We start from the raw sequence: 22,619 nt of genomic DNA on the forward strand, positions 1-22,619 counted from the left end.
CAAAAAGCCAGGGGTGTCCCCAGCTTTTCATTCACCTTGATGACGCTTTTTCAATACCTTTAATACATCATCAAGCGGCAGTTGCTGCTCACGTAATAATACAAGAAGGTGATACAGGAGGTCGGCTGTTTCCCATTTCAACTCTTCCTGATCACGGTTTTTCGCTGCGATGATGACCTCAGAAGCTTCTTCCCCCACTTTTTTCAGGATTTTATCGACCCCTTTTTCAAATAGATAGGTTGTATAAGCTCCTTCTGGCATTTCTGCCTGACGCTTTGCAATGACCTGTTCAAGTTCATTTAAAATGGCAAAGCGGTCCCGTTCTTCGCTTTGGGGCTTCACACCTTCTTCCGAAAAACAGCTGTAGCTGCCAGTATGGCATGCTGGGCCACTTGGTGTCACGAGTACAAGCAGAGCGTCCTTATCACAGTCGTAGCGAATGGAATTGACTTGCTGGGTATGTCCAGATGTGGCGCCTTTGTGCCAAAGCTCGTTTCGCGAACGGCTAAAAAACCATGTTTCGCCTGTTTCCAACGTTTTTTCATAGGATTCTTGATTCATATACGCCAGCGTCAGTACTTCCTTACTCTGAGCATCCTGTACAATCGCAGGAATCAGGCCTGCCTCATTAAAGGTTAATTGGTTTGCCTGTTTCATCTGACCTTCACCCCGTGTTCTCTCAAGTATGTCTTCACCTCTTGAATCGAGGTCTCTTTATAATGGAATATGGAGGCTGCTAATGCTGCATCAGCTTCTCCTTTTGTAAAAGCCTCCAGCATATGCTGGGCATTGCCCGCACCTCCAGAGGCAATGACTGGCACTGTGACTGCTTCTGACACAAGCTTCGTCAGACGATGATCAAAGCCTGTTTTCTCACCATCAGCATCCATGCTTGTCAGCAAGATCTCTCCTGCTCCTCTCAGCACGGCTTCTTTCGCCCAGTCGCTTACTTCTATTTCCGTTTTACGGCGTCCTCCGTGGGTATAGACCATGTATGCTTTTTTCTCTTCATCGTATTTCGCATCGATCGCGACGACGATGCATTGAGAACCAAAAAAATCGGCTCCTTCTGAAATCAGCTCTGGTCTTAAAACAGCCGCTGTGTTCACCGATACTTTGTCTGCACCCGCTCTTAATATACGCTTCATGTCATCAAGGTGGTTAATCCCGCCGCCCACCGTAAACGGTATAGCAAGAGTAGACGCTACTTGCTTGACCACATCCACCATCGTTTTTCGTCCTTCATGAGAGGCTGAAATATCGAGAAAGACAAGTTCATCCGCGCCTTCCTCATCATAGATCTGCGCTAATTCTACAGGATCACCAGCATCCTTTAAGCCTAGAAATTGTATACCTTTGACAACACGTCCTTCCTTCACGTCGAGACATGGGATGATACGTTTTGTCATCATACGCTGTCCAGCCCTTCAAACGCTTCTGCTAGAGTAAACTGCTTCGTGTAAAGCGCCTTGCCAATGATCGCACCAGAAACACCGGCATGCTTTTGCACTGACAGCTTTTGAATATCAGCGACAGCACTGACTCCACCTGAAGCGATGACTTGTTTACCAGTCGCTTCTGCTAATCGGACCGTACTTTCCACATTGGGACCAGAGAGCATACCATCCATTTGAATATCGGTGAAAATAAAGACCTCTGCGCCTTCCTTTGCCAGTTCCTTACCGAGTTCCTCTGCCTTCACTTTCGACGTTTCAAGCCAGCCCTCAGTCGATACAAAGCCATTTCGTGCATCAATGCCAATCGCTATTTTCTCACCATATTGTGCAAGCATTTTTTTTACAAAAGCCGGGTTAGAAACAGCAGAGCTGCCAAGGATGACTCTAGATACGCCATTGCTCAAATAAAATGCAACGTCTTCTTCTGTCCGAATGCCGCCGCCTATTTGTACATTCACATCTAAGGAGGAAGCAATCGCCAGCACATGCTCATGATTGACGCGCTTTCCAGCTTTTGCACCATCTAGATCAACGAGATGAATCCACTTCGCTCCTTCATTTGCAAACCGCGCGGCCATATCTAGCGGTGAATCTCCATAAATGGTTTCTTGATCATAGTCTCCTTGCACAAGTCGTACACATTTGCCATTTCTCATATCAATCGCTGGATAAAGTGTAAATTCACTCATTTGCTCACCCTCTGTTCGTTTGCTAATTGAATAAACTGCTTCAGCAGTGCCATTCCCGTTGTGCTGCTTTTTTCAGGGTGAAACTGTGCCCCAAGCACATTCCCCTTTCCAACAACTGCTGGTACTTGCACGCCATAGGCCGCACTTGCCAATTGCTCTTCTGGATTCATGTCACTCACATAATAAGAGTGAACAAAGTACGCAAATCCTTCCGGCACACCGTCAAATAATGGGGACGGCTGATGAAATGTGAGCTCATTCCAGCCCATATGAGGCACCTTCAGCCTTTGTCCGTCCTGATCACGGTCCTTTAAAAGAACGACACGTCCTTTTAACAAGCCCAACCCTTTTGTTTTCCCTGCCTCTTCACTTTCTTCAAACAACAGCTGCATGCCAAGGCAAATGCCAAATAACAGCTTTCCTTCCTGCACGACTTGGTGGATAAACGCCTCTAGCCCTGTCTGTCTTAGCAGCCCCATCGCATCACGAAACGACCCCACCCCCGGCAAAATATAAGCATCTGCCTTTTTGAGCTCCTCCACTTCAGAGGAAACGATATAAGGGGCGCCAGCTCGTTCCAGCGCTTTTGATACACTAAACAAATTTCCCATTCCATAATCAATGACTCCGATCATTAGAGCATCCCCTTTGTCGAAGGAATCCCTTTCACGCGTGGATCAATGGTTGTTGCTTCATCTAGGGCACGTGCCATCGCTTTAAAAATTGCTTCAATCATATGGTGAGTATTGGTTCCGTAGTGAACGATCACATGAAGGTTCATACGGGCTTCAAGGGCAAATTTCCAAAGAAACTCATGCACCAGCTCTGTATCAAAGGTTCCGACCTTTTGACTTGGGAAGGCGGCTCTCATTTCCAAATGAGGACGGTTGCTTAAGTCGACTACTACCTGGGCAAGCGTTTCATCCATCGGAACAAAGCTAGAACCATACCGCTTGATTCCTTTTTTATCACCTAACGCTTCCTTAAACATTTGTCCAAGCACGATGCCGATATCTTCTGTTGTGTGGTGATCATCAACATCCGTATCTCCTTTCGCATCTACGGTCAAATTAAAGTGTCCATGCTTCGTAAATAAATCAAGCATGTGCGTCATAAAAGGGACGTCTGTCTGAATATCCGCTTTTCCTTCTCCATCAATCTCTAATGCTAACGAAATGTTCGTTTCATTTGTTTGTCTCGCAGTTTCCGCCTGTCTCATTTTGATTCCTCCCGCTTTCTCGCTTCAATGGACCTTGCATGCGCTTCAAGCCCTTCTAACCTTGCAAAAGCCGCAATGCTTTCCCTGTGTGCCTCAAAGGCTTCTTGACTATATGAAATAATGCTCGTTTTCTTTTGAAAATCGGTCACACCAAGCGGGCTGGAGAATCGCGCTGTTCCGTTTGTTGGCAGCACGTGATTCGGTCCTGCGAAATAATCTCCCACCGGCTCTGGACTATAACGTCCTAAGAAAATCGCCCCTGCATGCTTGATTTGACCAAGAAGTGATTCTGGATACGCTGTCAGCACTTCTAAGTGCTCTGGCGCTAATTGGTTCACGACGTCTACTGCACGGTCAATTGATTCTGTCACGTAAATACGGCCATGATCTTGTATGGATTGTGCTGCGATTGATTTTCTTGGCAAAGTATCCAGCTGTGCTTGCACCTCAGCCTGCACTTTTTCAGCAAGTGTCTTAGACGGTGTCACCAAAATACTGGATGCTAACGCATCATGCTCTGCCTGCGAAAGCAAATCGGCCGCCACCTCATGTGCAAGTGCCGTTTCGTCTGCTAGGACAGCAATTTCACTTGGACCCGCAATCATATCGATATCAACCTGACCAAATACTTCTCGCTTTGCAAGTGCTACATAAATGTTTCCTGGACCTGTGATTTTATCAACAGGCTGGATGTTGTCAGTTCCATATGCAAGAGCCGCAATCGCCTGCGCACCGCCCATTTTATACATTTCTGAAATACCCAATTCCTTCGCGGCAACCAGTACAGCGTCAGACAGACAGCCATCTTTCCCTGGTGGTGTTACAAGAACAATTCGTTCAACGCCAGCGACAAGTGCCGGAATCACATTCATTAAAACCGATGAAGGGTAGGCGGCTGTTCCGCCGGGGACATACACACCGACCGCATCGAGCGGCGTCATCTTTTGTCCGAGCATTGAGCCGTCCTGTTGGTGATAAAACCAAGAGGATGTCAGCTGACGCTCGTGGTATGTTCGAATATGACGGATAGCCTTTTGGATAATCTGAATCATCTCCGGCTCCAATCGTTCGTAGGCTTTTGCGATTTCATCTTCCGTGACAAGCGGATCTTCAACGAACACACCATCAAATTGCTTCGTAAAAGATCGTACGGCTTCATCGCCATTTTTTCTCACTTCCTGAATAATACGCTGAACAATCTGACGCTGCTCTTCCGTTCCTGTATCTAAAGACCGCTTGAGTGAGAGAGTGTTTGTCTCACCTTCTTGTATGTAGGTGATGTTCATGATGATTCCTCCCCTTCTCTTTCAATGATTCTGGCAAGACGTTGCGCCATTTCATCAATGACAGCATCCTTCATTCGGTAACTCACAGGATTGACAATAAAGCGTGACGTAATATCACAAATATGCTCAGTTTCGACAAGTCCATTTTCCTTTAGTGTTTGACCTGTGGAGACAATGTCAACAATTCGATCGGCGAGTCCGATGAGCGGTGCTAACTCAATGGAACCATTCAGTTTAATGATCTCCACCTGCTCACCTTGTTCTCTAAAATAGGACGATGCTACATTTGGGTACTTTGTTGCCACACGCGGTGCGACACCGCCCCAGCTGGCTCCCGGTAATCCGGCAACGGCTAAATAACATTTGCTGATGTTTAAATCGAGCACTTCGTATACATCACGAGCTTCTTCGAGCATGACATCCTTCCCTGCAATACCAACATCCGCCACACCGTGCTCTACGTAGGTCGTCACATCCATTGGCTTGGCTAAGATAAAGCGGAGGTTTTCTTCCGGTACATCAATGATTAATTTTCTTGAATCCTCGAATTCCTCCGGCAGCTGATACCCCGCCTGCCTTAGCAACCCTGCCGCTTCTTCAAATATCCGACCCTTTGGCATCGCCATCGTCAACACTTTACCCATTCTGCTCTTCCTTTCTAGCGCCGATAAAATAAGTCACTTGCTCAAATGCCTTGGTCATCGCGTCAATATTCTCAATACCCGCTAAGTCTTGAAGGACCATTTTTTTGCCTTTTGAACGCTCTTTTTCTGCAAAAGCAAATGCTTCTAGTCTTTGTTCTTTACTGAAAATCACAGCCTCCTGCGGCTCATTCATTTCTTTTACATCGAGTGCTTCAAGAAGGCGGTCTAATCGAAGACCGAACCCTGTAGCTGGTGCAGGTGCATCAAAATGAGCAAGTAATTGATCATATCTACCGCCACTTCCAATGACAGACCCAACATGATCTGCAAATACTTCAAACAAAATGCCCGTGTAATAGCTCATATGACTCACCATGCTTAAGTCTAAACGGATATATTCTGTACAGCCGTAATCTTCAAGTGTCTCCCAAAGTGCCTTTAACTCAGCGAGCACCTCTTTTCCCTCTTGTGAAACCACGATTTCATCTGCCCGCTCTGTGACTTCCTTGCCGCCGCGTAAATCTAAAAGCTGTAACAACCTCATTTTATCGATGGAGGAAAGCGGTAATTGCTTCACATGCTGCCGGTATCCAACATAATTCTTTTCATATAAAAATCGCCGAAGGACGTTTGCACGCTCTGTATTTCCCAGTACATCTACAAATAACGTCTCTGCTAAAGCGACATGCCCGATCGCTATCTTGAATGATTGGAGCCCGGCATTTTTTAACGCAAACACGACAAGCGCGATGACTTCAGCATCTGCACTAATTGAACCATCACCAATCAATTCAATTCCGACCTGCTCAAATTCAGATGGTCTTCCGCCTTCTCTTTCCTGAGCCCGGAACACATTGGCTGCATAACCAACCCGAAGTGGATACGCCTGCTCATGAAGCTTTGAAGCCGCCACTCTCGCAATCGGTCCCGTCATATCAGGTCTCAGCACAAGGGTTTGACCGTTTTGATCAAGGAGCTTAAATAGCTGTGTATCTGTAATCGCCGATTGAACACCGACTGTATCGTAAAATTCAAGCGTTGGTGTCTCCATCAAACGGTAACCCCAACCATTTATGACCTCTGTTAATGAATGTCTCACTCTTTTCTTCGTCTCATACAATCCTGGCAATGAATCCCGCATACCATATGGTTTCTCAAACATAAACATGTTCTTCCGCACCTCCAACACATTAAAACGAAAAATTCCGAATCCTTTAGTTCGCTAATATGATAATATGCTAACAGAATAAAGTGATTAAATCAATCATTTTTATTTTCTCTCGATTTTCATTAAAAATTTGTGGAATTATTACATTCAAGTGACACCTGAACCTTTTCTACATATTCAATGAAGGAACATGCTATAATACTTAAAAATATTGAATAACACAGGAGATTACAGTGAAGCTCATCCAGACAATAACCTTAACTTTGTTGTGCGCATGTCTTGTTTATTTCGGCTTTATTTATGTTTCACAATTCGACCAAGTCAAGAAAACAGCTTCGCCACACGAAGCAGCAAAAGAAAAAGAAAACGATACCGCACTTGCGGCAGAAGAGACACGTTCAACGAAAAAAACGGATGCCACACACAAGTCTTTAAAAGGAAGCAAAAAAGCCATGGATGTCATCCTCTATAATCAAATGGATGCACCAAAGCTTTATAACGGCTGTGAAGTCACAAGCTTAGCGATGCTGCTTCATTACAGCGGCTATGAGCGAGTGACAAAAAACACATTGGCAAATGAAATCAAGCGCGTTCCACTAAATTATGAGAATGGCTTAAAAGGAGACCCACATGATGGGTTTGTAGGCGATATGGAGAATGGGCCAGGTCTTGGTGTTTACCATGAACCGATTTATCAGCTTGCGAAAAAATACGCGGGCGATCAAGTTGTCGACTTAACTGGAAAGCCTGTCAAAAAAGCCATCTATCAATCACTTGAAAAGGGTTATCCTGTCTGGGTGATTACGACATCCACCTTTGATAAAACGGATAACATCGAAACATGGAATACGCCGAATGGCAAAATAGATGTGAGCTTTAATGTGCATAGCGTTGTCGTCACAGGCTACGACGAGGAGCACGTCTACTTGAATAACCCTTACGGACAAAAAAATCAGAAAGTCGATCGTGATCGGTTTGAAGATTCTTGGGAACAGATGGGCAATCAAGCGATTATCATTAAAGCGTAAAAAGAACCTCTATGCGGATAGAGGTTCTTTTTCTTGATTTATTTTTCTAGCAATTCCTTCAGGCGTGCCTCAAGCTTTTCAGCCGTCATCGCACCTCCGCCTAGGCTGAAGTATTCATTCCCTTTTTTCAACAAAAGTGTAGGGTAGCCATTCACAGGAAGTTGATGAACCTTCGCAAAGTCGGCATACGCATCATCAATCGCTTCTTTTGTTTTCATGCGCTCAATCACTGCGTCAGGATCAAGATGATGTGCCCTAGCGATGTCCCGATAAGTTTCTTCATCACTCAGGCTTTTTCCGTCTTGATAAAAAACCTTTTGCATCGATGAAGCCAAGTACAATGCGCGCTCTGGCGCGATGAATTTTAATGCTGAAAACCCAATGGCCGCAGCCTCAGAGTCTAAAACAAACGTTCCGTTTGCTAGCAGCTCCTCATAACGTTCTCCAAATTCGACTCCAGTCAGCTGACTAATGCGCTGATTTGCTTCTGGAATGTGTGGATAATCCTTTATGGGAAGGCTTCTGTCTCCTACAAATAAACCGCCCGACGCAAGTGTTAGTGGTATCTCCGGATGATTTTCATGCAAAGTGCGGATACTGTTTGAAAATCCATAGCACCAGCCGCAATACGCATCCCATACATAAATGAGAGACAATTCTTGCTCATTCATACATTAGACCCCCATTTATCATTTTTAACGCCATGAAACTGCTTATTCGGCTTCGGATACAACGGTAAAACGTTCTCCAACATGGGCTGCCTGCTCCACTTCATCAACCAGTGCAACGGCGTAGTCAGCATAGCTCACATAGCTGTCCCCTTTAGAATTGACAATCAGATGATCTTTCCCTTTCACGTAAGAGCCTGTACGTTTGCCAGCTGGATCAAAGAATGCTGCTGGGCTGAGGAAGGTCCATTTTAATCCCTCTGTCTGTTGAAGATCTTTTAGGTTTTCTCCTTGCTGTGAAGCAGTGGCGATGTATTCTTTTGGAAACTCTGGAGTGTCAACAAGTCTTGTTGTTTTGGCCTCATCTACAAATAGACTGCCTGCTCCGCCCACAACGATTAAACGAGTCTCAGGCGCCTCTTTTAGAATATCAATCAGTTTTTTTCCTGCTTCTACATGAAGGTGCTCTTTTCCAGCAGGTGCGCCAAATGCATTCACAATGACATCAAAGCCTTTGATGTCTTCTGCTTGCAAGTGAAACACGTCCTTTTCAAGAACAGCTAGTGATGAATCTGTCACCTTTTGTGCATCTCGGACGATTGCCGTCACTTCATGTCCTCTTGATTGAACCTCTTTTAAAATTTCTTGTCCTGCTTTACCTGTTGCGCCAATGATTCCAATTTTCATGTTAACTCCTCCTACAATATGGTTTTATGTTGATAATAAAGAAAGATGTAACTGATTCAGTTACAACAGAGGTAAAAAAAATTGAATAGATCATCCAATTTTTTTGATTAACACCTGCGTTAGTTCACTTAATTTGATCTCAGCAAGCACTTGCTCCATCGCACTTTGGGCGCGGCACAAAATCAATTCGAGTACCGCTTGAATATTTGCACCGATCGGACAGTCAGGATTTGGGCTTTCATGGATTTGAAACAATTCCCCCTCATCCACGACTTCCACCGCTTTATACACATCGAGCAGTGTGATGTCGTCTTCACTGCGGTTCAACTGAGAACCACCTTTGCCAAGACTTGTTGAAATTAGGCCTGCTTTTTTTAATTTACTCATAATGCGGCGGATGACCACTGGGTTTGTATTCACACTTCCTGCGATATCCTCCGATGTCTGTAATGATCCTTTTTCAAGTGATAGCAAGGCCAGAATATGGACAGCGACAGTAAATCTGCTGCTGATTTTCATGTTTTCTCACCTCTGTTGTAATCATTATAGTTACACCAAGTCAGAATGTCAACAAAAAAGTCTGCCGGGCTACTCAGCAGACGTAGATTGACGTGCTTCCATTTGTTCTTTCGTATAAATCATGCGCATTGGATTTCCTCCAACAAAGGAGCCTGCCGGAACATCCTTATGAACAAGTGTACCCGCCGATACGATTGCACCATCGCCAATCGTCACTCCAGGCAGAATGGTTGAATTTGCTCCAATTAAGACTTCATCACCAATATAGACTTCCCCAAGTCTGTACTCTTTAATCAAATACTCATGGGACAAGATCGTCGTGTTATAGCCGATCACACTATTTCGACCGACAGTGATTTTCTCAGGAAACATCAAATCAACCATGACCATTAAGGCAAACGCCGTATCCTCACCGACTTTCATACGAAGGAAAGTCCGATAAATCCAGTTTTTCATTCCCATAAAGGGCGTGTACCTTGCCAATTGAATAAAGATAAAGTTTTTCACAACTTTGAGAAAGGGGACCGTCCGATAGACTTGTCTAAGCGAATTGACCCCTTTTACAGGATAACGATCTGTTTTTCTCAACTTAATCAGCTCCAACAATCGCCAAAAGATCACTCATTTTCTTCAGCATGAAATCAGGGCGATGCTTTAAAAGGGCCTCTTCTCCCTTAATAGACCAAGCGACACCTGCCGTTTTTGTCCCTGCTGCTTGACCAGACAAAATGTCGTGATAATTATCGCCGACCATGACCGCTTCATGTGGATCACTACCAAGCTTGGATAATGCCAGCTGGACAGGTTCCGGATGCGGCTTCTCGTTTTGTACATCATCCAGTGTGACAATAACCTCAAAGAACGGCTCTAAACCTGTCAGCTTCAATCCCATTAAAACGGTATCACGTATCTTCGTTGTGACAATGCCGAGCTTAAATCCTTGATCCTGCAGTACTTTCAATGTATCTATAACCGTCTCATACTCAGTCACAAGCAAATCATGCTGTTCATGATTAAACGTTCGATACATCTGAATCATGTCATCCGTCAGGTCTGGGTCCATCGCAGAAAATGTATCAAACAATGAGGGACCAATGAAATGAAGGATATCCTCACGGCTGTACTGGCCAGGGTAATAATGATCCAGCGTATGCTGAAATGAAGCAATAATTAATTCATTTGTATTGATTAATGTGCCATCTAAATCAAAGAGCACTGTGTTGATCGTTAATTCGTTCATATGGCTTCCTTTCTAACAGCTGCATGTTCCCGTTTTCGCCAAATATAGCTAATGGCAGCTGTCAATAAAATTGCAGAAATCAGGCGGATGACTAGAAGCGGCCATACTGGAATGCCAAGTGGAATAAAAATCAGGGTATCTTCAACCACCGCATGACAAGCAACAAGGAAAATGAAGGCAAGGGTTAAATCTTTTTTACTCACGCCGTCTTCTTCCACTGCCTTCATCATCACTCCTGCTCCATAAGCTAGGCCAATGGTTAATCCAGCTACCATCGTCATAGACGTATTTTCTTTCATTCCAAGCATTCTAGTAAAAGGAGACAGCCACTTAGACAAAGTATGCAGCCACCCCAAATCTCTCATGAATTGAATGATGATCATGAGAGGGATGACAATACAAGCCAGCTGGAGCACACCGAGAACGGCTTTCTGTAAGGCAAGGAGAACGATCATGTACCAGCTTGAAGGCACATCAGCCGTTTGAGCCGCCGTAAGCAAGCCATATTGCGCAGTTTCTTGGCCGCCCTGCCAAACGAGATGAATGACAATAGCTGAAACAACAGCAAGACTGATTCTGACTAACAAAATCACAGACACCCTCAATCCAACCTTTGCCGCCACTGTCGATTCAATCATCAGGTTATGACAAAAGGATAGCATCACCGCTAAAATGAACACTTCCTTCACAGGAAGCTCTAATGTCAAGATAGCAGCAATACCCGCATACAAGTTCAGCATATTACCTAATACAAGCGGAATCGCCGCTTCTCCTGAAAGACCAAACAACCCCATAAATGGCCGTATGAATTGAATGATCCAATCCATAACAGGCGTATGCTGCAAGATACTGACGAGAATGGTAACTGGAAAGATGACTTTTCCAAGTGTCCAAGTTGTCGATAGCCCTGCTTTTAAGCCGTTTTTCCATGTCTCCCCCATCTTCACTGATCCCCCCTGCTTAATTCGATGAGTTGTTCTCTTTGTACGGAATAGATGCGTAGCCTTTGATTCTTCTAAAGGCAATCAGCAGAACAGCCACTACAAATATCGCAATCGAAATCATCTGTGCAATTCGAAGATGCTCTGTCAGCATTAAGCTGTCCGTTCTCATTCCTTCAATGAAGAAACGACCAATTGAATACCAAATTAAATAAGACAAGAAAATTTCGCCTCTACGGAGCGATGCTCTGCGTAATAAAATCAAAATCACAACGCCAGCAAGATTCCATAATGATTCGTATAAAAACGTTGGGTGATAATAGGTCCCATCAATATACATTTGATTAATCATAAACTCAGGCAGATGCAAATTTTCTAAAAAGGCTCTTGAGACAGCCTCACCATGAGCTTCCTGATTAATAAAGTTGCCCCAACGCCCGATAGCCTGCCCTAGTAAAATACTAGGTGCTGCCACATCGGCGATTTTCCAAAAGGATACCTTTCTCACTTTTGTAAATACAATGGCTGTCAGCACAGCACCTATCAGTCCGCCATGTATTGCAATTCCGCCATTCCAAATCTTAATGATTTCATTTGGGTGCTGCTGATAGTAGTCCCATTCAAAGGACACATAATAAATTCGTGCACAAATAATGGCTATTGGAATCGCAAATAAGATTAAGTCAATAAACATATCTTTATTGATTCCTCTTTTTTCACACTCTCTCAGTGCGAGCCAGAGTCCAAGCAAGGCTCCGACCCCTATAATGACACCATACCAATGAACCGATATAGGCCCGAGCTGAAAAGCAATCGGATCAATTGGTTGAATTGCTTCGTTCATATAGACAACTCCTATTCATCCTGGCCATTGTCTTCAATGACATCGGCAAGTTTACTTGTAAATTGTTCCGCTGCATTATGCCCCATTCGTTTCAATCTGAAGTTCATCGCAGCTACCTCAATAATGACCGCTAAATTTCGTCCTGGACGTACAGGGATGGTCAGCTTCGGTACATCTGTATCAATGATCCGCATTTTCTCTTCTTCAAGCCCTAAACGATCATACTGTTTGCCTTGTTCCCAAAGCTCAAGGTTCATCACAATCGTAATTCTCTTATAGCTTCTGACGGCGCCTGCGCCAAATAAGGTCATCACGTTAATAATGCCTAAGCCCCGAATTTCTAGAAGGTGTTCAATCAGCTCTGGTGCGCTTCCAACTAACGTATCCTGATCCTCTTGGCGGATTTCTACGCAATCGTCTGCGACCAGTCTGTGTCCCCTCTTCACTAGTTCTAAGGCTGTTTCACTTTTTCCTACTCCGCTTTTCCCAATTAACAAAACACCTACACCATATACATCTACGAGCACGCCATGAATAGCGGTCGTTGGTGCAAGCTTACTTTCTAAAAAGTTGGTTAATCGACTCGAAAGTCTTGTCGTTTTTAAACTTGATCGTAATACCGGAACCCCATTTTCATTCGATGCTTCAATTAATTCCTTAGGCACTTCACGATCTCGGGACAAAATAATAGCAGGGGTAATATCTGTACAAAGAGACATCATTCTCTGCTTTCGTTCACGTTCTGGGAGTTGTTCAAAAAAGGAAAGCTCTGTTTTCCCTAAAAGTTGAACTCTTTCTTTTGGGTAATATGTAAAATATCCAGCCATTTCAATACCTGGTCTGGAAAGATCACTGATTGTAATGGGACGATTAATCCCTTCTTCCCCACTTACCAGTTCAAGATGAAATTGTTCCATTATGTCCTTCGTACGAACTTTCGGCACGCTTCTTCCTCCTTTTATCACAGGCGTTTCAGAAATACAGCTCTATTTTATCACTTTCAATGATGAACCCAAAACAGTATTTTATCCCGACCCTGTCTTCCCTCCTTAACTGGTATAGACTACTATACTTAAAAAGGGTAAACTAAAGATAAAGATAACGAATAAGGGGGCACAACCATGAGCAGCTCTTTATTGCTCTCCAATATTCATATTGTGACAAAGTCACAGATCATTAAACATGGGTTTGTCGGTTTACGCGATGGCAAGATTGACTATATTTCAACATCACAACCGACAGAAAATTATGAAAAAGTATATATTTCCCGGGAAAACTTTTATTTACTTCCCGGAATGATCGATATTCACATCCATGGCGGCTATGGTGCAGACATGATGGATGCGACACCAGAAGCCATGAATACACTTGCTGACAACTTACCGTCAGAAGGAACGACAAGCTTTTTAGCAACAACCATTACACAAAACCATGAAGAGATTGAGCAAGCACTTAAAAATGTCGCTCATTGGAAACAGTATAATGAGGAACAAGCAGGAAGTCAGGCACAATGTTTAGGTATCCACCTCGAAGGTCCATTTATTTCTAAAAATAAAGCAGGTGCACAACCTGCTCAATGGATTAAACAGCCTGATCTCCCGCTTTTTGAGAAATGGTTACATGCATCTGAACAGCTCATTCAAGTTGTCACGTTTGCACCTGAGGAAGACCATGAATTTGCTTTTCTTTCCCTGTTGCAAAAAAAAAATATCATTCCTTCTATTGGACATACGAATGCTCATCATGACATGATTGAATTAGCAGCAAAGCATGGTGCACGCCATGTGACGCACCTTTATAATGCAATGAGTTCGTTTCAGCATCGTGAGCCAAACGCTGTAGGTGCTGCTCTTACAAACGAGAACCTTCATACTGAGCTGATCACAGATGGCATTCATTCACATCCTCTTTCTATAAAGCTTGCGTATCAGGCAAAAGGAAGTGATCGTTTGATGATGATCACAGACTCAATGCGTGCAAAAGGTCTAGGGGATGGAACATACGAGTTTGGCGGTCAGACTGTTACCGTCAGTGGTGAAAAGGCATTGCTGGCCGACGGTACACTTGCAGGATCAATTTTACGAATGAAAGATGGAGTCAAACGGATGCGACAGATCACACATTGTGAGTGGACCGAGATTGCTAAGATGACCTCAACCAATGCAGCTACTCAGCTAGGGCTTGATCATCAGCTCGGTTCTATTGAAGTTGGAAAACTGGCAGACTTGGTCATTTGGGACCAATTTGGCGAACTGATGATGACGATCTGCCGCGGGCAAATCGTCTTTGAAAAAAAGGAGGCCAACCACTGATGAACATCATCGAATTTGAAAATAAAGATCAATTAGGAAAAGAAGCAGCTGCCCTCATTGCGCGCACAATTGCATCTAAACCAGATGCAGTGCTCGGCCTAGCAACTGGTGGTACGCCTATCGATACCTACAAAGAATTAATTCAACTGCATCAAGCGAAGGAATTGTCTTTCAAACAAACAAGAACAGTCAATTTGGATGAGTACGCAGGACTTCATCCCGATCATAAAAACAGTTATATGACCTACATGAAACGTCATTTATTTGATCATATTGATCTCCCTCAGGATCAGTATTTCCTGCCAAATGGCGCTGCATCTAATTTGGAAGAAGAATGCTTAAGATATGATCAGCTCATTCAAAATGTAGGAGGCATCGACCTTCAGCTTCTTGGAATCGGACAAAATGGACATATTGGTTTTAACGAACCAGGTACCTCTTTCGACTCAAAGACTCATGTTGTCAAATTAGATGAAAACACCCGTCAAGCAAATGCAAGATACTTTTCTTCTATTGATGAGGTACCTACACATGCCATCACAATGGGAATTGCGAGCATTCTTTCAAGCAAAAAAATTCTCCTTCTTGCATCAGGAAAATCAAAAGCGAAAGTGATACAATATTTAGAACAGACGGAGATTCACCCAGACTTCCCTGCATCTGCCCTGAAACTTCATCAAGATGTGACGATTTTCATTGATCGAGAAGCTGGTTCACTACGCTAAACACGAGAGGATTTTCACATGTTTATTGATAAGCAGTCACCTATTCCGATGTACCATCAGATTATGGAGAATTTAAAAAAGCAGATTGAGGATGGAACATTAGCACCTGATACACTCATTCCTTCTGAAAGAGAATATGCCGAACGCTTTGGTATTAGTCGAATGACTGTCAGACAAGCTTTATCGAACCTTGTGAACGAAGGATATTTGTATCGCCAAAAAGGAAAAGGCACCTTTGTTAGCCGAAAAAAGTTTGAACAACCGCTTCAAGGCTTAACAGGCTTTACAGAAGATATGCGCCAACGGGGGCTCAAAGCTTCAAGCCATCTGATTGATTTCAAAAAAACTGCATGTCCTGCGCACTTGCTACCAGTCTTACAACTTTCAAATAACGATGCTGTATATGAACTAAAACGAATACGTCTTGCAAATGATGAGCCAATGGCGATTGAAACGAGCTATATGCCCGAAACATTTGCAGGAGATTTAACAAAGGAACATTTAACTGGCTCTTTATATGAATATATGGAAAATCACACTGGTCTTGCAATTGCCCATGCAAAACAGGAACTTGAAGCCAATGTTGCTTCAGAGGAAGAAGCTCACGTGCTGTCTATTTCAACCGGCTCGCCTGTGCTATCAATTGCAAGAACAACTTATTTTCAAAACGACCTTCCATTCGAGTATGTTCTTTCCGTTTATAGAGGGGATCGTTACAAGCTCATTCATACAATGGAAAGATAAACTGTGCTCCTACATCGAAGCACAGTTTTTTTATTTCCGAAGAAATATTGTTTCGTCATCATTTTTTGTATGAATTTTCCATATAGGTGAGACAGCTTTCCCTTGAAAACGATCTTTTGCAACAGTATACCAATAGTAGTCTTGATTTGGCTTTAAGCCTTTCCACTCAAAGCTTGCTTTTTTGCCACTTTTTACGCCTCGTGCTTCTCCTAGAAGGACGTTTGTATATACATTAAGTTCAAAATAATTGGTTTTGACGGATTTCATTTTCGGCGTCAAATCCACATCAATTGAAAACTCATCCTGATCTCCATACGTTTTAGGATCATAGAAATGCTCTTGATTCATGTAAGGTGAGTATGTTGTAAAATGAAGTTGATTTTTTTCTTGATCCGCTGTAATCAACCTCATAAATCCTTGACCGCCCTCAGGACCTGACTGATAATCAGCAAGTATTTGATATACTTTCCGGTCCACTTTGCCATCATGATCATCATCAAGCTCATCTACTTTCCTGCTCGCTCCGTGGTAGTGGCCGCTAAATACTGCCACAATATTCGGATGACGTTTCACCACTTGGTGGAAGATGAGGTCGCCTATCGGACTTCTGTTGCCACTCACTAACAAATACTCGTGAAAGTTTAAAATGACGATACGATCTGGATGCTCAGAAATCACACGGTTTAACCAATCGATTTCATTTTGCTTAATCCCCCATCCCATGTACACCATCATATAATCATTACCACCGGCAGAGATGAGATCATAATGACCTCGATTGTTTTGATAGGATTCACCATAGTAAGGTTTTTCTGCAAAGCGTTTCGCTCCGAAATATCTACCATATTCCGCATAAAAACCGTCCTTGTGTCTGACATCATGATTTCCTGCTAAGACACCATATGGGATATGATGATCGTCTAACACACGCATAAATGTATCGGCACGATTCCATTGCTTACCCTTTGAATCATCCACAATATCGCCAGTATGGAACACATATTGAATGTTTAACTTATCTCTTTGATCTCTGATCCATTCGACCATTTGTTTAAAGATATGAGGATAGCTCTTTGCATAATATTGTGTGTCAGACATCCACACCATCTTATATGGCTTTTGCGCTTTGCTGATTTCATCCTGCACAAGTAAATCAAACGTTTGATTCTTCATGTACTGTCTGACCGACAGCAGTCCTTTAAGGTAAAATTCTTTTTGATCTTTTGCAAAGTGATGAGTGATTTTATCCCACTTTTCCTGCTGATGATTCCATGCGTACATTGTCACCTTTCTTCCTGACAATGAACTTCCTTTCCACACAGCTTCTACGACATCCTTTTCACGTACATGATGATGCACCTTGATTTGAAAACGATGATAGGGAAAGCGCTGTAAATCCTTCGTTTCGACTGCCTTACCATCAGCAAATGCAATGCGATTCCTTTCTTGATCAGAAAAGCTCATTTCCCCCGTTTGGTTAAAACTCTTTGGCGGTTCAGTCTCAGCTGCATATTTAAAAATCTTCATTGATGGATGCAGCGATGTATATTGGTAGGCACGATAAAATGAATAATCTAACTTATCATTTGTTGGGTCCTTGGTTAACACGGTTTGCTTAGACGATTCCACTTTTGTCTTATCTGACACTCGTTCTGGTATCTCAGGGTGTTCATGTACCGTCTTGAATTCTTTTTTCAAAGTAGACATGTTTCCTGCGGCATCTTTTGCTTTGATCGTAAACGTGTGCTCCCCAGGGTCTAATTCACTAGAGGACGTCTGATAAGGCAAAGAAATCGGTTTACTATCTAAAAATGCCTTCATGTCCTCTATGTCACTCCAACGATCCGTTACCTTTGCCTTTAACGTAAAGGCTCCTTTATATTGTTCATTTGCTTGTATGTTGGTCTTGATTTTCGGACCTGTGTTATCGACTTTCACACGTACAGATGCATGCTCGTCTGCGGTTTTGGCCTCAATAAAATGCGTTCCTTCTTTCAGCCTTCTTGTATCCCACTGAATATAGGTTGACACATAAGCCTCTTTTGGAATTTCAAATTGAAAGGTTCTTACCTTTTTGGCGTTACCACCATCTCCCATCTTCCATTCTTTTTGCGGCTTGGAATTCACTGGAGCAATTTGAGTTCCATTCGATAAAATCATCCTGACATTTTTCAATTCAAAATCATCGTGATTCTCCCCAGGCAACCGGTCAACCGGAGAAGATTTCGTTCCAGCATGAATAGAAATCGTTTGTGGACCTGTCTGATTCATCTCTGCTTCTGGTATTGGCATTGTATAGGTACGATACACTTTTGTCGAATCATCAAAAATAGAAAGTAAGTGCTTACCTATGGACACACCATTTTTAAAATATAAATTTGTCCCTTTGACATCAAATGCAATATATGGATCTGCTTCAAGGGCAGAAAATGCTTGTCGACTTCGCTTTCCATCTATCATCAATTGGATGTTTTTTTTCTGATCAGATGTTGCCTTTAATGAGAATATACCTGAAACCGTATCTCCCTCTTCTACATTGAATCGCAGACCGTGGGCTTTGCTGACCTGCTCTACATCAATCGTTTTCTTCATCGTCATTGCTTGATTTTCGCCGTCTGACGCTTCAAGCTGATATTCCAACTGTTCTTTACCAATCAGCTCAGGCGAATAAATAATATGATGAAATAGCCGGTCATTATGATCTTTTTGAAGCAGAATCTCTTTAAAATCATCCTTCCGATTCGTTCGATAACGCAGCTTGACGGTTTTGACGAACTGATCATCCTGTACATCTGCTTTAATCTCTATACTTTCAGTTGGTTTCACCGGCTTCTTGTCCGTCATATCTTCAATGACAGGTTTATGAATATCTTGAGAAATTTCTTTTTTTTCAGATGGAATTTGTGCTTTTATCACTTGTCCTGGTGTTGGCTCTTCCTCAATTTTTGAGATCAGCTTCATTTGCGGCGTACCATCCATCGGATACTTGAACAGTAAGGATTTATGCTCGCTAAACCATGATGGCTTTAAACGAAATGCTGCTGAAGAAATCTCCTCACCTATATTTGTTGTGATCGAGACAAGACGAGATTTGGAATTGGACAGCCCTTTGCTCTCGATCACTGATAGATGCTCTCCCTCTTTTAATTGGCTTTTGTACATACCATTAAAGTCCGCTACTGTTAAATGCTCCTGCCCTTTTTTTCTTAACCAGAAAACATAAGGCTTTCCAGGTGAAATGGTGACTGGGTTTGTGTGAAATGAATAAACATCATCCATCTCGGTGCCTTGTGCAGGATTGCGGTAGCGCAGCTGATAATGTTGAAAAGAGATAGGAGCATGTGTTGTGTTATAAACTTCTATAAATTCAAATGCATCTTTGCCTTTTCGGTTTTTTGAATTGACGACAATCTCCGTGATGAGTAAATCCGGAATATGTGAGAGATCCTCTTCAAATCCGTTTAAGTGAACAGATTGTTCCGCCGTTTTGATCACAGATTTCTGCGTAAGGAACTCTGTATAGTAATGAACCGTTGAATTCCATAATTGATCTGGGGGAATTTTTGCTGTGAATTCTGGCTTCATTCCAGGTAACCGTTCCATTGGAATCAATCGGTACCCCAGTTCATCACTTTGTTTATAGTACAAGTTTGCAGACAAAATTTGTTCTGACTGACTAATAGATGCCCGAAACTGAAGATCACGGCTTTTTCCTTGAACTGGACGAACGGCCACATGAAATTGGTCAAAAATAAACGGTGAAAAAGGCTTGTCCGGTATATTCACTTGCGTTTGAATAAGTGGCCCTGCTGAAGCAGGCTGATTAAAACAAAAAAGAATGATAAAAAAACATAAAAGCGCTATTTGTCTGCTCACGTTCACCATCGTGCACCACCTCCCTTCGGATATTGTGTCTCCTGAAGGTGGTTTTTATGACAGATGGAACCGGGAAACGTTACAATTTTGCACAAAAAAACCGTTAGCTTTTTTTCGCTAACGGCTCCACGATTCCTTTTTGTATCAGCAGATGGAAAATGGATAAAATGACAGCCATCCAAATGGCCGTTCCAAACCCATCGATGTTAAAACTATCGCCCATAAAGCTCGATGTCATCATCAGTGTGATGGCATTAATGACAAATAAGAACAATCCTAGTGAGAGTATAGTCACTGGCAACGTTAAAATGATCAAAAAGGGCTTCACTAAAATATTGAGCAAGGACAGAATGATACTTGCCACAATGGCTGCGCCAAATCCTTCAATATACACGCTTCCGAGCCCTGGCAGAATGCCCGAATCAAAATATCCAGCAATAACGATTAAAAGTAATGCATTTACTAAAATACTGACAATATATCTAAGCATTTAGTTAGTGCCTTCTTCCGGAACAACAAAATACCAAATGAAGTAAACCAGGAAGATTGGCATAAATGCTGTCATAAATCCGATAATCACCGTTAAAATGCGAAGCAGGGATGCATCAACTTTTAAGTATTCGGCAAGTCCACCAACAACACCCGCTATTTTTTTATCTGTTGCTGAACGATAAAGCTTCTTCATGTAGAATCACTCCTTGTCTGATTGGTGCTTTACTTGTATTGAACCTGTTTTTGTTTCTGCAAAAATGGATATACTGTGCACTGCCTGTTGATTGGCTTTGATCATTTTTTCTTTTTGTAACGTTTCATTTTTCTCTTTAACCATATCTGCATCAAGCAAATCGTGAGTGATAGACCCGAGATTGCTTTTCAGCTCAGCGGTCACTGCACATGCACGCGGGATCTGAACGTCCACACTACCTGTCGTGGTCTTGGCATAGATCGAACGGCATTTTTCATCCGACAGCTGGACAGCAATGTTCCCGTTAAAGCTCTGGGCATCAATTGATTCACTTTTCCCACGCAGGTCAATGAGCCCATTGATGGTTTCTACTTCAATCATACCACACTCGTGATCAGCCAGTTTAATTTGTCCGTTTGCTGTTTCAATTCCGACTTTTTCTGCCTGTAACGAGGCAAATGAGACAACGCCATTTGTGGTTTTCGCAGCAAGTTCTTTTGTCATTAGCTTTTCCCCGCGAATCGGTCCATTAAACAGCTTGACCTTGATCTTATCGTATTGGATACGCGGTACGTATAAAGTGACATTGACTTTCATCGTCTTTTTTTCGGTCCGAATAAAAAATTTATCGCCTTCAAGCCCGCAGTCCAATTGATTGAGAAATTGCTGTCTTGCCTGCTCTCCATCTTCTGCGCGGTAGATTTTCGCATGGCACTCCGCTCGAATATCTCTATCGTCCCAAGGCATCACATTGAGACTGCCGTTAGCCAATTGAATATCTAAATGAGAGAGTGAAGCATCTTTGAACTGAAAAATGTGATCAACATCGACTGACTGTCCAAAGTTCAAATCAAGATCCACGTCTTTTACCTTTTTCACCGCAGAATCTAACCAGCCAAACAGCTTTGCACCAAGATTCTCGTTGGCGTTTTCTTTACTTTCTGCTCCAGCTTTTTCTTCATGAAAGGTATGATCAGCTGTAGACTTCTCTAATGATACAGGCTGACTTTCTTCTAGCTTTTCTAAAAGCGTAATCGCTTCTTTTGCTGATAATGTCCCGTCTTCTACTAATTTTAAAATTCGTTCTTTTTCATTCATACAAAGCCCTCCTACGATTTGATAGATTGAAGTACTTTAATACCTTGAATGATATTCCAAATAACAGAGATCAAAAAGCCAATAGCTACTAAAAAGGACAAAATAAACATCGTCATGACTGGAATGAGAGAGTCACTCGCCTGCGTCGCAAGTAAAAATGGGATAGACCCAAAAACCAAAATAATGCCCGTTGCAATTGGCAGCAGATGTGACCAAAATGCCCTCATCGCATGCCGTTTCGTTTCCTTTTGGTCTACTACAAAATATGCCACAATCGGTAAGATAAACGGCATAAAAAATACACTAAAATAACAAATAGATGCAATGATCGACTGATCTCTATTCATATATATTCGCTCCTTCATGACGAAAATTCCTTTCTAACTCATACGTTAATTGCGTATAAAAAGTTTCAAAATCATTCGATTTACATATGACCTTAGACACAAATTATTTCTTTTTCCCCCTAAGTGTAGATTCTTCACGGATTACCCTTTAAAATATGTTGAAAAGATGGTGATTATCATTATAGGGGGTAATTATTTTGACAGATCATCATAATTCTAACCACACGGCCCAAACGCTTTTAGACCTTATACAGAAACAGAAAAGCATGAACAGCGATATGATCAAGGAGCTGGAGACAATTCATCCGTCTCATCCGAAATATGGTGATATCCGTTATTTAAAAGTACTGCTCGACAGCAGCAGCACCCATATCTTGAAGGATTTAACGCACCTCAGTAATTTAATGCCGAAGGAAGATGCGCAATAAAAGGAAAACCCCTC

At 42.6% G+C, this 22,619-nt stretch carries 26 protein-coding genes; 5 read left to right on the forward strand and 21 right to left on the reverse strand.

The genetic code is table 11. From position 1 onward, the window contains the following. Positions 1–27: 27 nt before the first annotated feature. Genes hisIE through C6W18_RS07435 form a run of 8 tightly spaced genes read right to left on the reverse strand, consistent with a single transcriptional unit; the run spans position 28 to position 6,463 of the window. Positions 28–657, reverse strand: a complete 630-nt coding sequence (gene hisIE, locus C6W18_RS07400; protein ID WP_105926978.1) for a bifunctional phosphoribosyl-AMP cyclohydrolase/phosphoribosyl-ATP diphosphatase HisIE — start codon at positions 655–657, stop codon at positions 28–30. Then, a complete protein-coding gene (gene hisF / locus C6W18_RS07405) occupies positions 654–1,412 on the reverse strand; it encodes an imidazole glycerol phosphate synthase subunit HisF (protein ID WP_105926980.1) in 759 nt (252 codons plus the stop codon). Before hisF ends, hisIE begins: the two co-directional genes overlap by 4 nt. Continuing rightward, entirely contained in the window at positions 1,409–2,146 is a 738-nt protein-coding gene (hisA, locus tag C6W18_RS07410) for a 1-(5-phosphoribosyl)-5-[(5-phosphoribosylamino)methylideneamino]imidazole-4-carboxamide isomerase (RefSeq protein ID WP_105926982.1), read from the reverse strand. Before hisA ends, hisF begins: the two co-directional genes overlap by 4 nt. Next, positions 2,143–2,781 (reverse strand): imidazole glycerol phosphate synthase subunit HisH, encoded by a 639-nt coding sequence (hisH, locus tag C6W18_RS07415; protein WP_105926984.1) that lies wholly within the window; start codon positions 2,779–2,781, stop codon positions 2,143–2,145. The genes hisA and hisH overlap by 4 nt, the downstream gene beginning before the upstream one ends. Further along, a complete protein-coding gene (hisB, locus tag C6W18_RS07420) occupies positions 2,781–3,365 on the reverse strand; it encodes an imidazoleglycerol-phosphate dehydratase HisB (protein ID WP_034316598.1) in 585 nt (194 codons plus the stop codon). Before hisB ends, hisH begins: the two co-directional genes overlap by 1 nt. After that, entirely contained in the window at positions 3,362–4,651 is a 1,290-nt protein-coding gene (gene hisD / locus C6W18_RS07425) for a histidinol dehydrogenase (protein ID WP_105926985.1), read from the reverse strand. Before hisD ends, hisB begins: the two co-directional genes overlap by 4 nt. After that, positions 4,648–5,295, reverse strand: a complete 648-nt coding sequence (hisG, locus tag C6W18_RS07430) for an ATP phosphoribosyltransferase (RefSeq protein ID WP_105926987.1) — start codon at positions 5,293–5,295, stop codon at positions 4,648–4,650. The genes hisD and hisG overlap by 4 nt, the downstream gene beginning before the upstream one ends. Further along, complete coding sequence (locus C6W18_RS07435) at positions 5,288–6,463, reverse strand: ATP phosphoribosyltransferase regulatory subunit (protein ID WP_105926989.1); 1,176 nt, start codon at positions 6,461–6,463, stop codon at positions 5,288–5,290. The genes hisG and C6W18_RS07435 overlap by 8 nt, the downstream gene beginning before the upstream one ends. A 233-nt stretch (positions 6,464–6,696) precedes the next feature. Here C6W18_RS07435 and C6W18_RS07440 point away from each other — a divergent pair, with 233 nt between their 5' ends. Further along, positions 6,697–7,491: a C39 family peptidase gene (locus tag C6W18_RS07440; RefSeq protein ID WP_105926991.1), complete on the forward strand. Its 795-nt coding sequence runs from the start codon at positions 6,697–6,699 to the stop codon at positions 7,489–7,491. Between the two features lie 38 nt (positions 7,492–7,529). Here the strand turns inward: C6W18_RS07440 and C6W18_RS07445 are convergent, their stop codons facing one another. The 8 genes from C6W18_RS07445 to hprK all read right to left on the reverse strand — a co-directional run bounded on the left by C6W18_RS07445 (position 7,530) and on the right by hprK (position 13,334). Further along, on the reverse strand, positions 7,530–8,162 hold the full coding sequence (locus tag C6W18_RS07445) for a DsbA family protein (RefSeq protein WP_105926993.1): 633 nt from the start codon (positions 8,160–8,162) through the stop codon (positions 7,530–7,532). A gap of 42 nt (positions 8,163–8,204) precedes the next feature. Further along, complete coding sequence (locus C6W18_RS07450; RefSeq protein WP_105926995.1) at positions 8,205–8,846, reverse strand: NAD(P)-dependent oxidoreductase; 642 nt, start codon at positions 8,844–8,846, stop codon at positions 8,205–8,207. Between the two features lie 90 nt (positions 8,847–8,936). Continuing rightward, on the reverse strand, positions 8,937–9,365 hold the full coding sequence (locus tag C6W18_RS07455; protein WP_003213266.1) for an Rrf2 family transcriptional regulator: 429 nt from the start codon (positions 9,363–9,365) through the stop codon (positions 8,937–8,939). Positions 9,366–9,434: 69 nt separating this feature from the next. Further along, positions 9,435–9,953, reverse strand: coding sequence for an acyltransferase (locus tag C6W18_RS07460; protein WP_105926998.1), 519 nt, complete (start codon positions 9,951–9,953; stop codon positions 9,435–9,437). 1 nt (position 9,954) lies between these two features. Continuing rightward, positions 9,955–10,605: a pyrophosphatase PpaX gene (ppaX, locus tag C6W18_RS07465; protein WP_034316577.1), complete on the reverse strand. Its 651-nt coding sequence runs from the start codon at positions 10,603–10,605 to the stop codon at positions 9,955–9,957. Beyond that, positions 10,602–11,546, reverse strand: a complete 945-nt coding sequence (locus tag C6W18_RS07470; RefSeq protein ID WP_105927000.1) for a nucleoside recognition domain-containing protein — start codon at positions 11,544–11,546, stop codon at positions 10,602–10,604. The genes ppaX and C6W18_RS07470 overlap by 4 nt, the downstream gene beginning before the upstream one ends. Before the next feature lie 19 nt (positions 11,547–11,565). Then, positions 11,566–12,390, reverse strand: coding sequence for a prolipoprotein diacylglyceryl transferase (gene lgt / locus C6W18_RS07475; protein WP_105927002.1), 825 nt, complete (start codon positions 12,388–12,390; stop codon positions 11,566–11,568). A gap of 11 nt (positions 12,391–12,401) precedes the next feature. Next, positions 12,402–13,334, reverse strand: a complete 933-nt coding sequence (hprK, locus tag C6W18_RS07480; RefSeq protein WP_003212943.1) for an HPr(Ser) kinase/phosphatase — start codon at positions 13,332–13,334, stop codon at positions 12,402–12,404. A gap of 177 nt (positions 13,335–13,511) precedes the next feature. Between hprK and nagA the strand changes: the two genes are divergently transcribed. Genes nagA through C6W18_RS07495 form a run of 3 tightly spaced genes read left to right on the forward strand, consistent with a single transcriptional unit; the run spans position 13,512 to position 16,171 of the window. Next, a complete protein-coding gene (nagA, locus tag C6W18_RS07485) occupies positions 13,512–14,702 on the forward strand; it encodes an N-acetylglucosamine-6-phosphate deacetylase (RefSeq protein WP_105927004.1) in 1,191 nt (396 codons plus the stop codon). Further along, positions 14,702–15,427, forward strand: a complete 726-nt coding sequence (nagB, locus tag C6W18_RS07490) for a glucosamine-6-phosphate deaminase (RefSeq protein ID WP_105927006.1) — start codon at positions 14,702–14,704, stop codon at positions 15,425–15,427. The genes nagA and nagB overlap by 1 nt, the downstream gene beginning before the upstream one ends. A gap of 18 nt (positions 15,428–15,445) precedes the next feature. Continuing rightward, positions 15,446–16,171: a GntR family transcriptional regulator gene (locus C6W18_RS07495; protein WP_105927008.1), complete on the forward strand. Its 726-nt coding sequence runs from the start codon at positions 15,446–15,448 to the stop codon at positions 16,169–16,171. Between the two features lie 30 nt (positions 16,172–16,201). On the opposite strand, the gene C6W18_RS07500 is transcribed toward C6W18_RS07495, so the two are convergent. The 5 genes from C6W18_RS07500 to C6W18_RS07520 all read right to left on the reverse strand — a co-directional run bounded on the left by C6W18_RS07500 (position 16,202) and on the right by C6W18_RS07520 (position 22,177). Further along, on the reverse strand, positions 16,202–20,056 hold the full coding sequence (locus C6W18_RS07500) for a lamin tail domain-containing metallophosphoesterase family protein (protein ID WP_105927010.1): 3,855 nt from the start codon (positions 20,054–20,056) through the stop codon (positions 16,202–16,204). 94 nt (positions 20,057–20,150) lie between these two features. Continuing rightward, the gene (locus tag C6W18_RS07505; RefSeq protein ID WP_034316550.1) at positions 20,151–20,537 is read right to left on the reverse strand and encodes a phage holin family protein; all 387 of its coding nucleotides are present in this window, start codon (positions 20,535–20,537) and stop codon (positions 20,151–20,153) included. After that, on the reverse strand, positions 20,538–20,732 hold the full coding sequence (locus C6W18_RS07510) for a PspC domain-containing protein (protein WP_034316547.1): 195 nt from the start codon (positions 20,730–20,732) through the stop codon (positions 20,538–20,540). Between the two features lie 6 nt (positions 20,733–20,738). Then, positions 20,739–21,830, reverse strand: coding sequence for a DUF4097 family beta strand repeat-containing protein (locus tag C6W18_RS07515; RefSeq protein WP_105927012.1), 1,092 nt, complete (start codon positions 21,828–21,830; stop codon positions 20,739–20,741). Between the two features lie 11 nt (positions 21,831–21,841). Next, positions 21,842–22,177 carry a membrane protein gene (locus C6W18_RS07520; protein ID WP_034316543.1) on the reverse strand — a complete coding sequence of 112 codons (336 nt, stop codon included), beginning with the start codon at positions 22,175–22,177 and terminating at the stop codon, positions 21,842–21,844. 197 nt (positions 22,178–22,374) lie between these two features. On the opposite strand from C6W18_RS07520, the gene C6W18_RS07525 reads away from it, so the two are divergent. Next, positions 22,375–22,605: a hypothetical protein gene (locus C6W18_RS07525; protein WP_008358394.1), complete on the forward strand. Its 231-nt coding sequence runs from the start codon at positions 22,375–22,377 to the stop codon at positions 22,603–22,605. The last annotated feature ends 14 nt before the right edge of the window (positions 22,606–22,619 follow it).

Origin of the sequence: Bacillus sp. LLTC93, from assembly GCF_002993125.1 — a bacterium.
Taxonomy (GTDB): Bacteria; Bacillota; Bacilli; order Bacillales; family Bacillaceae; genus Bacillus; species Bacillus zhangzhouensis.